This is a genomic window from Algivirga pacifica, assembly GCF_039543525.1.
Classification (GTDB): Bacteria; Bacteroidota; Bacteroidia; order Cytophagales; family Flammeovirgaceae; genus Algivirga; species Algivirga pacifica.
On record NZ_BAABJX010000024.1, the window covers coordinates 144,831 to 158,825 of the forward strand.

Annotated in this window: 8 protein-coding genes; 2 read left to right on the plus strand and 6 right to left on the minus strand. The window is 40.7% G+C overall.

Translation table 11 applies throughout. The annotated features are described in order from the left end of the window. Positions 1–93: 93 nt before the first annotated feature. The 6 genes from ABD985_RS08355 to ABD985_RS08380 form a co-directional block, all read right to left on the minus strand. Positions 94–720, minus strand: a complete 627-nt coding sequence (locus ABD985_RS08355; protein ID WP_345370847.1) for a lipoprotein signal peptidase — start codon at positions 718–720, stop codon at positions 94–96. 219 nt (positions 721–939) lie between these two features. Next, a complete protein-coding gene (gene rlmN / locus ABD985_RS08360) occupies positions 940–2,019 on the minus strand; it encodes a dual-specificity RNA methyltransferase RlmN (RefSeq protein ID WP_345370849.1) in 1,080 nt (359 codons plus the stop codon). Between the two features lie 136 nt (positions 2,020–2,155). Next, complete coding sequence (locus ABD985_RS08365; RefSeq protein WP_345370851.1) at positions 2,156–3,706, minus strand: tetratricopeptide repeat protein; 1,551 nt, start codon at positions 3,704–3,706, stop codon at positions 2,156–2,158. A 277-nt stretch (positions 3,707–3,983) separates the two neighbouring features. Further along, entirely contained in the window at positions 3,984–6,806 is a 2,823-nt protein-coding gene (locus ABD985_RS08370) for a family 20 glycosylhydrolase (RefSeq protein ID WP_345370853.1), read from the minus strand. Positions 6,807–7,111: 305 nt separating this feature from the next. Next, on the minus strand, positions 7,112–8,680 hold the full coding sequence (locus ABD985_RS08375) for a RagB/SusD family nutrient uptake outer membrane protein (protein ID WP_345370855.1): 1,569 nt from the start codon (positions 8,678–8,680) through the stop codon (positions 7,112–7,114). A gap of 21 nt (positions 8,681–8,701) precedes the next feature. Beyond that, positions 8,702–11,662, minus strand: a complete 2,961-nt coding sequence (locus ABD985_RS08380) for a SusC/RagA family TonB-linked outer membrane protein (RefSeq protein WP_345370856.1) — start codon at positions 11,660–11,662, stop codon at positions 8,702–8,704. Positions 11,663–11,974: 312 nt separating this feature from the next. Here ABD985_RS08380 and ABD985_RS08385 point away from each other — a divergent pair, with 312 nt between their 5' ends. Both ABD985_RS08385 and ABD985_RS08390 read left to right on the plus strand, forming a co-directional pair. After that, entirely contained in the window at positions 11,975–13,099 is a 1,125-nt protein-coding gene (locus ABD985_RS08385; RefSeq protein WP_345370857.1) for a sensor histidine kinase, read from the plus strand. After that, a complete protein-coding gene (locus ABD985_RS08390; protein WP_345370859.1) occupies positions 13,096–13,851 on the plus strand; it encodes a LytR/AlgR family response regulator transcription factor in 756 nt (251 codons plus the stop codon). Before ABD985_RS08385 ends, ABD985_RS08390 begins: the two co-directional genes overlap by 4 nt. Positions 13,852–13,995 lie beyond the last annotated feature (144 nt).

Genomic DNA, 13,995 nt, shown 5'->3' on the forward strand with positions numbered 1-13,995 from the left:
ACGGACATAAAAAAATGAATCATTCTTCTGAAGAAGAATGATTCATTTTTTTATGCTTTTTATCTGATGTAAGGTCGATCACAAGAGTCGCCCTTAACTTTTACCTTCCGTAGCTACTGCTTGTTGCGCCTTCATTTTAGACTCGTGAGCGGCAAATTTATTTTGGAAGATCAAAATGATCACTACTCCTATAAAAATCGCAGAATCTGCAATATTGAAGACTGGGCTAAAAAAGATAAATCGATTACCACCTACAGAAGGTATCCACTCTGGATATACTCCATGAACCATCGGGAAGTAAAGCATATCAATTACCTGTCCATGGAACCATGGTGTCGGGGAATTCGGAATTACGTTTCCGTCAATCATAACCCCATAAAATACACAATCAATTGCATTCCCTAATGCTCCTCCCAAAATCAACGCCAAGGAGATCAATAGTCCCCAATGAGCTTTTGATTTCAATAGATAATAGATAGAGTAAGCTATTGCACCAGAAGCAATAATTCTGAATATCGTCAACAAAACTTTTCCATATTCAATATCAAATTGCATCCCAAATGCCATTCCTGGATTCAATAAGTAATGCAAACGGAACCAGTCTCCAATGACATTGATCTCCTCATGCATCTGCATATTAAAATGCACCAAGAGCTTTGAACCCTGATCAATCAAAATCACCAGTAGGGTCACCAGGTAAAATTTCCACACTGTTTTCATCTAAAAAAATATCTATGCCTTACGCTATTCTATTGTTATTACTAAACTTCTTACAGCTCAAGAAGGACCCTGAATAGTATTTAGTCACCACACAATCCCTTTATTTACTGCAATGAGTCAACAATATAGAAAAATATTAATAGTTCAGTATGTTCCACACTTAGTTAATACACTTGTATCTGTGGTGTTTAACATTTTGCAACTTTCTATTGTCATTGATTAAGCTTCGGTTTCATTCTCGGTCCCCTTATTCGCCAACTGTCCACAGGCTGCATCGATATCTTTTCCACGGCTTCTACGCACGTGTACATTTACGCCTTTTTTACGAAGGTAATCCGCAAACTTATCTAGGCGGTCAGCCTCTGTATTTCGGAAATTCGCTTGATCAATTGGGTTATACTCAATGATATTTACTTTACAAGGTAAATGGCGTGTAAACTGATACAATTCCTCCGCATCTTGCAACGTATCATTAAAATTATAGAAAACGATATACTCATAGGTTACCGGATTCTTTGTCTTGGAGAAATAGTATTTTAAGGCATCTCTTAGAGCAGGTAAACTATTATGCTCATTAATCGGCATAATGGTATCTCTTTTCTTATCATTAGCCGCATGCAAAGACAAAGCAAGATTAAACTTCACTTCATCATCTCCCAATTTTCTGATCATCTTGGCAATACCTGCTGTAGATACTGTAATTCTCTTGGAAGACATTCCCAACCCTTGGTCTGAAGTAATCAGTTCTACAGACTTCAATACATTAGCATAGTTCAACAAAGGCTCACCCATCCCCATATATACAATATTGGATAGTTTTGCGCCAAAATGCTCTTGTGCTTGCTGATCAATAGCAACTACCTGATCATAGATCTCGGCAGCATCCAAGTTTCGTTCACGATCCATATACCCTGTAGCACAGAACTTACATGTCAATGAACAACCCACCTGTGAAGAAATACAAGCCGTCATACGTGGCTCTGCCGGTATCAATACCCCTTCTACCAAATGCCCATCGTGCAACTGGAATGCGGACTTCACGGTACCATCGTTACTTTTCTGAGCGGTATGAACAGCGATAGGAGCAATATAAAAGTGCTCATCCAAAAGCTCTCTGGTCTTTTTTGAAAGGTTAGTCATCACCTCAAAAGAATGGGCAGACTGTCTCCATAACCAATCCTGTATTTGCTTGGCCCTGAATCCTTTCTCTCCATGTTCCTCCAAAAAAGTCTTTAACTTTTTGAGATCTAACTTTCGTATATCCTGTTTCTTACTGTTGCTTGCTATCTTCTCTGCCATTGAAATCTATCGTTATCTTGAGACTACAAAAGTAATCTTTTCTGTATAGGTTAAAAAGACTCCTTTGCACATAAAAAAAACCTGAACTGTTAATAATAGTTCAGGTTTTCTTCAAATATGATTAAATGAACTTGAATTAGTTCAATGCATCAGCCTTTTTCATTGCAGCTTCTGCATCGTCATATTTCTTCTGTAGAGAATAAATTTGCGCTAGTAGGTTCCAGTTTCTGCTGTTGTCAGCATCCAACTCTACTACTTTCTTCGCTACCTCTTCCGCTTTAGTTGCAAGGTCGTTGATTTGCGCCTCGTATGCTTTTGCTTTCTTAGCGTCCTTGAATGACCCAGTTGCTGTTCTTGGTAGATCCTCTTTCTTAGAGTTAATCTTTCTTGCAGAGTTGTAATACAATGCACCAAGGTTGAACATACCATCTACGTGCTCAGGGCTTACTTCCAATAGTCTATTGTACTGTGCAACAGCTTTATCATAGTACTCTTTTTTAGCAGCCTCATCCTCCGCTTTGTCGCTCATTTGGTCGTACAATACTGCCAAGTTGAAGTTCAAACGCTCATCGTTAGGATTCTTTTCCAACTGCGCTTCGATAGAAGCAACCGCATCGTCCAAACGATCTAGTTTCGCATAATATGTAATCAACTGGCTGCTCAATACTTCGTTGTCTGGGTACTTTTCAGCACCTTCTTTCACGATAACCAAACACTCTTCGTAAATTTTGTTGGCCTCTGCTCTTGCTTCCGCATTGTCAGACTCCATCTTTGCAACCTTAGCTGTCAACTCGTCCAATTCTTTCTTGTACTGTGTTGCTTGCTTGTTGTACTTTCTGTAACGTGCCTGAGCAGAAGAGCTCTTGTAACGCTTATTCGCATCAGCTCTATCTTTAGCAGTCTTGTACTTCTCCTCTAGAGGCTTTATTTGTCTCTTAGAAGGGTTCAACTCGTAAGCATTGTCAGAGATTACTTCCTCAAATGGCTCTGCTTTCTTTGCTACTACTCTTACGTGTTGTAGGTAAAGCTGAACATCAGAAGTATCATAAGGAGTTTTCTTTAGTTCCTCGATGATTGCCACCAAGTTTTTCTCTGTTTCTTCCGATTCTTTCTCATCGTGTACGAATGCCGCTGAGTAGAATGCCAACTTACCAGTCAACGTATCACCCTTGATTCTGTACGCTTTTTCGAAGTTGTCATATGCCATCTCGTAGTCTTGTCCTTCCCAAGCAGGAACACCTCTGTTCCAGAAGATATCATAAAACTGGTCATACTCCGAACGCTGCATTTTCATCAAGTTAGAAGGTGCTTCCGAGTTAAAGATCTCTTCGTACGTTTTGCTTCCTTCTTCCTCTTGTGCTTTAATTTGGTCATATACCGCAATCGTTTTACCGATATACTTTTCTACTTCCTCCTCAGAGATATCCTCACGTCCTGCAAGTCCAGCATATACCTGTGCTTGAGCACGAAGGGTCTTAGTTTTTACCACTTCTGGCTTACCTTTCTTCTTTAGCTTTTCAAGCTCATAAGCTACAGCTGCATCAATTTCTTCTTCAGCCATCGCATAGTCTTGTGCTTCCAAATAAGAAAGAGCTTTCTTGGCGCTACCTTTTCTAGTTTGTGCTTGTGACATTGTTACCATAGATAGCGATAGCAACAATAGCAAAGTTAATCTTAACGCTTTCATAAAATTATAACTTTCAATAAACAGATTGCATTTTGGAATGTATCCTCGCAAAGCTAGTAGAAAAAATATTAACATTTGGTGACAAAGGGCATAATTTTCTAAGATATACTGCTATGATTTGCCATATATTTTGTTAGAAAATGTGAAAAAATAAAAAGCCAGAGGAGCAATACTCCTCGGCTTTTTCCATCAGTGACTTAGTAATTAAACTAATTACTAAAACTTCTGCTTACATCTATGATTTTAATTAGCACTCTCAGAACTGTTTATCTATCGATCATTGGGTTTTTTGATCTGTTTTCTCTTCTGATGCTGTCGACAACCTCAACGTGGCAAATCGATGAGGTGCATGAAATACCTTTAAGTGCATATAATCAAAGTATTCATAAGTCTCTGTAACTGAATTCTTATCATTTACACACAAGGTCATACCAAGTGCCGTATCTTTTTTAGGCTTAACTCCCAGTTCATCCCAGCTCACGGCCATCTCTACCGTATATCCCCAATCAGCACTCTTCTCCTCATTCAATGTTCCTTTCACCTTTACAGCCGTTATTGCATTTCCCGTCCAGGAAGCATCGTATTGCTCTCCTTTCATTCCTTTCTCATCCATGATAATATTCGCTGCACTTACATGGTAAGCAATATCATCTTCCTGCCATTCGGCCGATCGGTGATGAAGCGGGTCAAACAGCACCTCTATGCCGTCGTCCTCCCACAATTTTGCCCCATCGCGTTCTTGCTGTACTGCCGTCACATCGCTGTCTTTTACTTTAAAAGCCAAGTACAAGTGTTGTTTATCCCATCGCAAAGCATACCATGCAGAATCTGCTTTATACCATCCTCCTGTATACTGTGCTCCATTAGTGAATACTTGCCAGTCTGCTTCTTTCCACTCTTCCAGTACTCCATCTACGGTAATATCTTTTCGTGTTCTATAAGCCATCAACTGTCCAGCCTTCACCTTTAGAATTCTTTCCATAGCCGTGACCACAGGTAAAGTAGCTCTACTTCCTCCCTTCGCCAGTGACTGCTTTTCTACCTTCAAAAACTCTTTGGTTGTCGGGCCATCAAAGCGTGCCTGATCAATGATATCCAATCGCTCACGATACCATTCATAGGAAGGTTGCTCTTGCAGTTGTAACGCCTCCAAGGTTACACGAGCAGCTTCCGATAAACGATACGACAGATTTTCAATATCCTCCAAGGCTGGTGATTTATTGATCAATTGTTGTATAGCTATATGGTTCCCTTGCCACTGCGCCAATAAATCGGCAATTGCTTGTTCTTTAGACAAGTCGCCACCATCCAAATACGCCTCTACCCATTCATTAAAATCGCGAGCATCCCTTGCATCTGGTCCCAATGCATCGACAAATTGTCTATAGGAAGAACCATAAGTCGTATACATCCATCCCATAGAATTTCTATTATAGAATCGAAGGGGAACTGCTACTCTTGCCAATACTTTTAACGGTTCGATATCATATCCTCTAGCCAGGTTTCTGAATAACTTCTCCTGATAGGTCAAATGCTGTAGTCCCAACTCTTCCAACTGCCAATTAATGACTGACAAACGACGATACATATCTTCGACATCTTTCACTTCTGCTGGAGACCAAAGGCGTTCTGCGATTGCAGCCGTACGAGGCCATATACGCGAGTCTACCGTCTCAGGAGTCACCAACTCTGACCACATGGTTGCTTCTCCACCCAATACATTTTTTGCCTGCTGCTCAGTTAAGTCATGATTATCCGGTAAAGGATCTTGTAAGTAATGATGTTCCGCAGGATGCATTAAATCAATATAATATCCATTGGACAACATCACTTGATATCCATCCTTAGCCGCTTGTGCCAAAGATTCCTTTCCTCTCCAAGATTGAATCACTGCATTCTTCGGCAGTCCATCTACCAAAATCTCATCCCAGCCTACCATGCGTTTTCCATTGGCTTCCATCATTTTCAGCACTCTCTTGTTGAAGTGATTTTGAAGCATATGGTTATCCGCTATGTTATGCTCTTTCATGAATGCCTGAATTTCTGGATTAGCATCCCATTGTTTTCCTTCATTCTCATCTCCTCCAATATGCATATAGACATCCGGGAACAATGCAGCCATTTCGTTCAAGAAGTTCCCTACCACCTCATAAGTTTTCTCATTGGTAGGATCTAATGTAGCATCAAAGATTCCTGCATTACGCTCAATATGGTAAGGTGCAGTCTTAACATTCAGGTCCATCATGCCTTTCTCATCCAGTATGGCATCAGCCATATACTGATAAGGAGCACTTGCCAGTTCAGGAAAAGCAACACACCAAGCAGTAGCATGTCCCGGCAAATCAAACTCAGGTACTACACGTATGCCACGCTCTGCCGCAAAAGCGATCACTTCCTTAATTTGCTCTTGTGTATAATACATCCCATCCGATGCCTTTTCATGCAACTGAGGATATACCTTGCTCTCTACACGAATTCCATGGTCGTCCGTCAAGTGCCAATGAAAGACATTCATCTTTACGGCGGCCATAGCGGCTATATTTCTTTTGACTACCTCAAGCGGTAGAAAATGACGGGATACATCCAACATCAACCCACGCCAAGGAAAACGTGGTTGATCTTCAATCTTTGCAGTTGGCAAATAAAACCCTTCTTTTCCAACTTCCACCAACTGCAATAAGGTCTCCAGTCCTCTGAGCGCTCCTATATCGGTTGACGCCTCTAAAAGGATCTTTTCATCTGTGACCTGAAGCGTATAACTTTCATCCATATTCAAGGCCAAAGTTCCTTCCTTCTCCACCTTAACCAATAACCCATTGGGAGAAGGCATTCCATTGCCCTTAATAAAATCTTGCGAAAATGATATCCCCGTACGCCCTCTCAAACGAGCAACAAAACGGGTAGCCGCTTTTTGCAAACGGATGGTACTGCTCCCTTGCAACTCTACGGTAAAATCTTTATTGATGGAGTAATGACTGTTCGCTAAGGTCACCTTGGCCGGTACAGGCATCAAGTTGATTGTAGACAAATTCTCTTGCGCTCTCAGACTACTCACACACAGGAAGCATAATAATAGACTCCCTAAAAATCTGGTATACATAAGTTATTACGGTTTAATATGGTATCCTCCTTTAATAAAAAAGAGTACCTATAATCAGAGCTGTAACGAAGTAAAAAGCTAATTATAATGACCAATAGCGCCTCTTCTATGAGAGCGGCATGTTCACTGAAGTAAAGATTATTGATAATCACACGATTGCCGTGCAGGTGTTTTTATTCTATAGCTGGAATTAACAGAAAAATGCACTTTAGGTATTAATGACAGATGGGTACCATTAAGGAAACCAGCAGGGCTACAACTAGCCCTGCATGGTTTATATTATTATTGCCAGATGATTATTTCAATTAATCAACATCCCACCAAAGTGCCGTACCTGCGTGGTCGTCTCCACCAAGAGCCGATACCCCTGCCTGATAAGCTGCAGCATTGTTTTCTGCTTCTTCTGGAGGATAAGGAAGACGAAGTGCTCCTTTCTCTGTATCCACTTTTCCACCACTCTTATTATGAGCTACAGGGAATAGTTTAGGATATCCGGTACGACGAATCTCAGACCATGCTTCCATTCCCTCAGGGAAGTTAGCAATCCACTTCTGCGTGATGATTTTCTCTAATTTCTCTTCTGCAGAAGCTTCATCACTCCAAGCTACTGTTACCATACTAGGCGATGCGATATCATACGCCTCATTTTGAGGATCTGCATACGCTGCCGGCATAGAAGTCGCATCAGCAATGTACTCTGAAGCTCCTACTGCTCCTAGTTGATTGAAAGATGCTGTAATACCTGCCTCATATAGCTCCTGAGCAGAACCTCCTGCATTCCATCCTTTCACGGCAGCTTCCGCTCTCAAGAAATATACTTCCGCTGCATTCATTACTCTCAAAGGAGAATCCTTTCCACTGAAACCAGGATTTACGTTTGAGTAATTTACGTAAGTTCCTGATCCTTTGTCTGGCAACTCAGCACCGTGACGGATACCTACATACTCTCCTACAGCACCACTTCCTTCTGCCGCTGGCGTAAAGTAGATAGAAAGACGAGGGTCATTCAAACCAAGTAGGTAAGAACCAATCGCCGCGTTCATTCTAGTATCACCCCATACTTGAGATACCTCTCCTAATGGGTTGTTGATCACTCCACCAGAAACCTGTGCTACATCACCATCTACGAATACACCTGAAGCGATTGCTTGCTCAGCATACTGCTTTGCTTTTGCAGGTGCTACGTTAGAGATACGCATTGCCAAACGTAGTTTCAATGAGTTGGCAAATTTCTTCCATGCTGCGAAATCGCCTTGGAAGAAGTCATCATTTGCTGAGAATGCCTGCAATGGGTCCTGATCTGCCTCCAATGCTGCGATTGCCTCATTTAACTCACTAAAGAAAGCATCATATACTGCCTCCTGAGAGTCATAAGTTGCTCCAGCCTCACCATATTGTGTATAAGGAATTGGTCCGTAAGCATCAGTTACCCTATGCATCCCTGCCACTTTCAAGATCAAGCCAACTGCATATAGTTTAGGGCTGATCTTCTCTTTTGCTTGCTCCAAGCTATACGCAGGACCCATGATGTTCTCGTAAGCGACGTTAAACGCCCACCCGTTCCATCCAAAGTCATAATGCGTATCGTTAGAGTTACCACGGAAAGGTGTTGGAGGTGCCAAGTACCCTGAGAATACATCCGCATTCAAGTTCTGAACGATTTGCCATTTCCAGTTAGACTCATCATAGTTGAAGTAAATCGAACGAGTCAACTGAGGGAAACTTACCATCGCAAACTGGAAATCACCTTCTAGTAACTCTTCGGTTACTGCGTAATCATCCGTGTTGATCTCCTGGAAGTCATCTGTACAAGCAGGTAGTAGAGAAGCTACTACAGCTGCTGGAAGCATATATTTTTTTATGATATTTTTCATAATCAATTAATAGGGTTTTAGTTAAAAACTAAACTTAACGTTCATACCTACACTTCTTGTTGCAGGGATTCCGAAGAAGTCCAATCCTTGCATACCGTTACCTGCTGAAGGTGTGATATCTGGATCATAAGGAGCATTGTTGTAGAAGAAGAACAAGTTTCTACCTACTGCTGAGATCGTCAGGTCTTTGAACGCTCCTGCCTCAGGGAATGTGTATGAAAGCGATACTTCTCTCAATCTAACGTTTGTAGCATCATACATGTAGTTGGCTGTTACACCGTCACGTCCTGCAGTTTTAGCCATCAACGCCTCAGCATCAAACTCTTGTCCATCAATTGTTACCGTAGAACCTTGTGCATCATACCATGCTTGAGAAGTTTGTCTGTCGTCCATGATTGCTTGCGTGAATGACATTACCTCACCACCGAACTTACCGTCAACCAAGATATTTGCCGTAAAGTTGTTCACTTTCAAGGTATTGTTCCAACCTAGGATAAAGTCAGGGTTAGGGTTACCTAGCAACACAGGAGTGTTTGTACCATTTGGCAATCCATCCTCTCCAATCACTAATGCACCGTTCTCATCTCTCTCATAGTCAAATCCGTAGATATCACCGAATGAACCCGATTTCTCCACACCTAACGAATAACCTGCATTACTTCCATCTGTTATAAATTCAGTCTTTTCTCCACTATCTTCAAACAGAGCAAGAATTGTATTTACGTTTCTAGAAAAGTTCAACGTTGTACTCCAAGTAAGATTTCCAGTAGATACCGGCACTGCAGTCAGTGCGATCTCAACACCTTCATTTTGAACATCACCCGCATTAATATACTGCTGAGAGTAAGCAAACCCTGCAGGAGCATCTATTCTCAATAACTGATTTTTCGTGTTGGTCTTATAGTAAGATGCATCTACATAGAATACTCCGTTATAAAGTTCCAACTCAGCACCCAATTCGATAGAAGATGAAAGCTCAGGAACAATATCAGCAAACGGCCCTACAATTGCTCTTTCTGGACTACCAGTGACAGGGTTCATCGTATAATTTTGATTAGTTATTCCAATTGGCACATCATTACCCAATACTGTATAAGCACCTCTTACTTTCGCCAAAGAAATCGCATCTGGAAGGGTTACCATTTTGTTTACTACCGCTGTCAAACCTACTGAAGGGTAGAAGTAGCTATTGTTTTCTGCTGGAAGGGTAGAAGACCAGTCATTTCTACCTGTCAAATCCAGGTAAACCATTTCTTTGAATCCTACTTGAGCAGTACCGAATACAGACTGCACTTGCTTTCCGTACTGAGAGTAAACAACCTTAGAGCTTGTCAAACCTGCAGGAGAGAAGAAGTTAGGGAAAGTAAGTCCTTTGTTACCTGAGTCAACTTTCTTCAAGTTATAATCCTCTGTTCTAATTGCTGTACCTACTGCTGCTGAAATTGCGATATCACCAAATGTCTTGTTGTAGTTCAACATTGCCTCACCGTATGCCTGGCTCAACTCATAGTCATCTCTGTAGTAAGCACCATTCGTACTTGCTTTCACAGTGTTGGAAGAAGCATATACTTTACGCTCCCAAACATCCGCAGTGTTATCCAATGATACACGACCTCTTAAAGATAATGCCTCACTAAATTTCCAGCTTGCTGTTCCTGCTACGATAAAACGCTTTCTAGTTTCCTCAGCCATGTTTCTGTTCAACACCCAGTATGGGTTGTCTGTCAAGTACTGCGTATCACCAGTATATGCCCAGTTCTGAACATTAATATTTCTGTTAGGATCAAATACCTCATAAGTTTCCATATCCGAAATATTTGCTCTTCTTGGAGAAAGCAAAGCACTTGCAATAGCATTGTATGGAGTACCTACACCTGGTCTGTTTTGTGCAGACTGGTCGATATAGTTTACGGAAGAGCTCAATGTCAAACGATCATCGAAAAGACTTCCCGTCTGACGAACTGTAAAGTTATTTTTAGAGAACTCATTGGTAGGAAGAACACCTTGTGCTGTAGTGTTCGCATAAGAGAAATAAAGTTGTGTTTTATCTCCACCATGTGTTGCTGAAATCGCATTAACGAATGTCAATCCTGATTGGTAGAAATCCTCAGCTGTCAATGCGTTTGCATTCTCAACTAAACTACCGCTCTCATCCTTATAGAATTTCGTCATTTCAGGAAGCAACATTGGCATGTCTGCTGTGAAGTTAGAAGAGAAGTTTACCTTAGAAACACCCTTCATTCCTTTCTTTGTTGTAATCAATACAACACCGTTAGCTGCTTGAGAACCATAAAGTGCAGAAGCCGCAGCACCTTTCAATACGTTGATGCTCTCAATATCTTCTGGGTTAAGGTTAGAGATACCATCACCACCGTCACGACCAGCATCTTCCAAAGCGTTTGCTTGTGTGGCACCTGAACCAGCCAAAGGAATTCCATCTACTACATAAAGAGGAGAGTTGCTTCCTGATACTGAACGGTTACCTCTAAGGTTTACCTTTACAGAACCACCTGCACCAGAACCACTTCTTGAGATTTGAAGACCTGCCACTCTACCAGAAAGGCTGTTCATCAAGTTAGGATCTTTCACGTTTGTCAACTCCTCAGCTTTTACTTCCTGAGTAGAGTAAGTCAAACTCTCTGCGCTTCTCTCGATACCCATTGCTGTCACTACCACTTCTTCCAACTGCTCCGTATCTGCCTCTAAAGCAACATTAAAAGTTGTCTTATTACCAACAATAACTTTCTGGGATACATACCCTACATAAGAGAATACCAATACGGCATCATCTCCTACTTTCAAGGTAAACTTACCATCAAAATCTGTTGTGGTACCTGTAGATGTTCCATCAATTCTGATGTTTACACCCGGTAGTGGAGCGCCAGATACTTCTTTTACTTGACCACTCACTACCCTGTCCTGCGCCCATGCGCCAAACGTGATTAGCATTGCACCAATCAACGAAAGTAATTTCATTTTCATATTTATTTGGATAGGGTTTGATTAATAGGCAAAGTGCCTAGAAAACATTTTAATATTATTCTGTGAGGGTAAATGTATAGAAGACACTTAACAAATATTAATATATTAGCTAAACGACATGATTTCTGGGCTAAATGACAAAACCAAGAAGACAAAGTGCATTTAAGTGTGAAAAAATTGTAAAAAAGCGTACTTTTGACACGGGTCATCTAATAATATTCATTCTCAGGGAGAAAGCATCTAAATAGGAGGTAACGGGCTAACTGCCTATTCAATGAAAACATCAACTTTACTGTGCTATATCCTATAACTATGAAGACTGACCTTATCTCTATACCGTTATATTCCGTTACTCCGAAAATTACTTACAATAAGATTATGAAGCTTAAAGAGCGTCACGTTACATACCATATCCTATTCTGGATCGTATACTTCACGCTGAACACCTTGAGGTGGGGGGCTTACTTTAATTCTTACAGTTATTCTTTTAACTCTAACCTTCTGGGATTTTCCATACATATTTCCCTGGCGTACTTTCATGCCTATTTTTTACTGCCCAAGTTTATTCCTAACAAAAAATATGGATTATATGTACTCTCCTTGTTGAGCTCATTAGCCGTGATGCTCTCATTGAAGTTAGTCCTGACCTATTTATTTATTAATCAAAATGTATGGCCAGAGGCTTCCTCTCAACAGCAGATTCTTGGATTCAGTCACGTGATGGAGTTGGTACTGGGGGAACTATACGTTATGGGGATCACAACATCCATCAAACTAACTATTGATTGGATACAGCAGCAGCAAAAAAATAGAGCTTTGGAGCGACAGCAAATGGAAACGGAATTGAACTTATTGAAATCTCAAATCCAACCCCATTTCTTTTTCAACACCTTAAATAACTTGTATTCCCTTACACTGGTGAACTCTCCTATGGCCTCAGAAACGGTACTAAAGCTATCGGAACTGATGAGCTATATGCTGTACCAGAAAAAACAAAAAGTAGCTTTATCGGAGGAAATACGTTACATACAACATTACCTTGATCTGGAAAAGCTTCGCTTTGGCAACCGCCTAAAACTTGATTTTGAGATTAATGGTGATCTAAGTGCCTACGAAGTGACACCATTGATTTTTTTACCTTTTATCGAAAACACCTTCAAACATGGCACTAAAAACAGAATAAACAATATAAACATTAACATGAAATTGGATTTAACCAAAAAAAGTATAACTTTTACTTGTGAAAATCCTATTCCATCAAAAACTAATGAACACGCATTCCTAGAGGCTAACACCAACAGTAGTTTTATCAAGGGTGGCCTAGGTATACAGAACGCCAAAAGGCGTTTGGATTTACTTTATTCCGATAAATATGAGTTGGACATCAGCGAATCGTCCGACATCTATAAGGTTACACTAAAACTTCCGTCTACATGAAAATAAAATGTCTTATTGTGGATGATGAACCACTTGCTATACAAGTTATAGAGACCTATTTAAAAAACTTACAGGAATTTGAAATAGTCTCCTCATGCAATACTGCAGTAGAGGCACTCAATATTCTACAAAATCAAAAGATTGACCTACTTTTTTTGGACATCAACATGCCCATGCTCAATGGTTTGGAACTCTTAAAAACCTTGGACAAAGGACCTGAAGTCATTCTTACAACTGCCCACAGAGAATATGCCCTAGAGGGGTTTGACCTCTCTGTTGTGGACTATCTACTGAAACCTATTTCATTTCAACGCTTTCTCAAAGCGGTCAATAAGGTCAATCGGGTAATACACCTTAACAGTCTGGAGAAGTATAAAAACAATACTCCCGTTATCAACTCCAACTTCAATAAACAGCCTTCTTCTCGTCCCCATATATTCTTAAAGGTCGACAAGAAGATGGTCAAGGTTTATCTGGATGAAATTCTCTATATCGAAAGTTTGAAGGATTATATTCGAGTATTCACAGAACAAGAAGACCTGATCGTTCATCAGACCTTGAGCAAGATCGTAGAGATGCTTCCTTCTGAAGAGTTTATTCGTATTCACCGCTCCTTTGCCGTAGCATTGCGCAAAGTCTCTGCGATTGAAGGAAATCAAGTAGAAGTGAAAGGAAAAGCCTTGCCAATTGGAAGACTTTATCAGCAGAATGTAAAAGAAGCCATTTACAAACGAAGTGTAGCGAGTGCCTAGTTGCTGTTGATGATGTTTAATTGAGTTTCACTCGTTCATGATGTTTAGTTGAATTGTTGATTGAAAAATGTAGTAACGTTCAGTCAACAACTCAACTCAGCTCACGGAAGACGAAACTCAAGACGCCATGTAACGGATTCAACA

Excerpts from the sequence above, each read along its gene's own strand:
- ABD985_RS08355 (WP_345370847.1), bottom strand. The coding sequence starts at position 720 with ATGAAAACAGTGTGGAAATTTTACCTGGTGACCCTACTGGTGATTTTG.
- rlmN (WP_345370849.1), bottom strand. The coding sequence starts at position 2,019 with ATGGCAGAGAAGATAGCAAGCAACAGTAAGAAACAGGATATACGAAAG.
- ABD985_RS08365 (WP_345370851.1), bottom strand. The coding sequence starts at position 3,706 with ATGAAAGCGTTAAGATTAACTTTGCTATTGTTGCTATCGCTATCTATG.
- ABD985_RS08370 (WP_345370853.1), bottom strand. The coding sequence starts at position 6,806 with ATGTATACCAGATTTTTAGGGAGTCTATTATTATGCTTCCTGTGTGTG.
- ABD985_RS08375 (WP_345370855.1), bottom strand. The coding sequence starts at position 8,680 with ATGAAAAATATCATAAAAAAATATATGCTTCCAGCAGCTGTAGTAGCT.
- ABD985_RS08380 (WP_345370856.1), bottom strand. The coding sequence starts at position 11,662 with ATGAAAATGAAATTACTTTCGTTGATTGGTGCAATGCTAATCACGTTT.
- ABD985_RS08385 (WP_345370857.1), top strand. The coding sequence starts at position 11,975 with ATGAAGACTGACCTTATCTCTATACCGTTATATTCCGTTACTCCGAAA.
- ABD985_RS08390 (WP_345370859.1), top strand. The coding sequence starts at position 13,096 with ATGAAAATAAAATGTCTTATTGTGGATGATGAACCACTTGCTATACAA.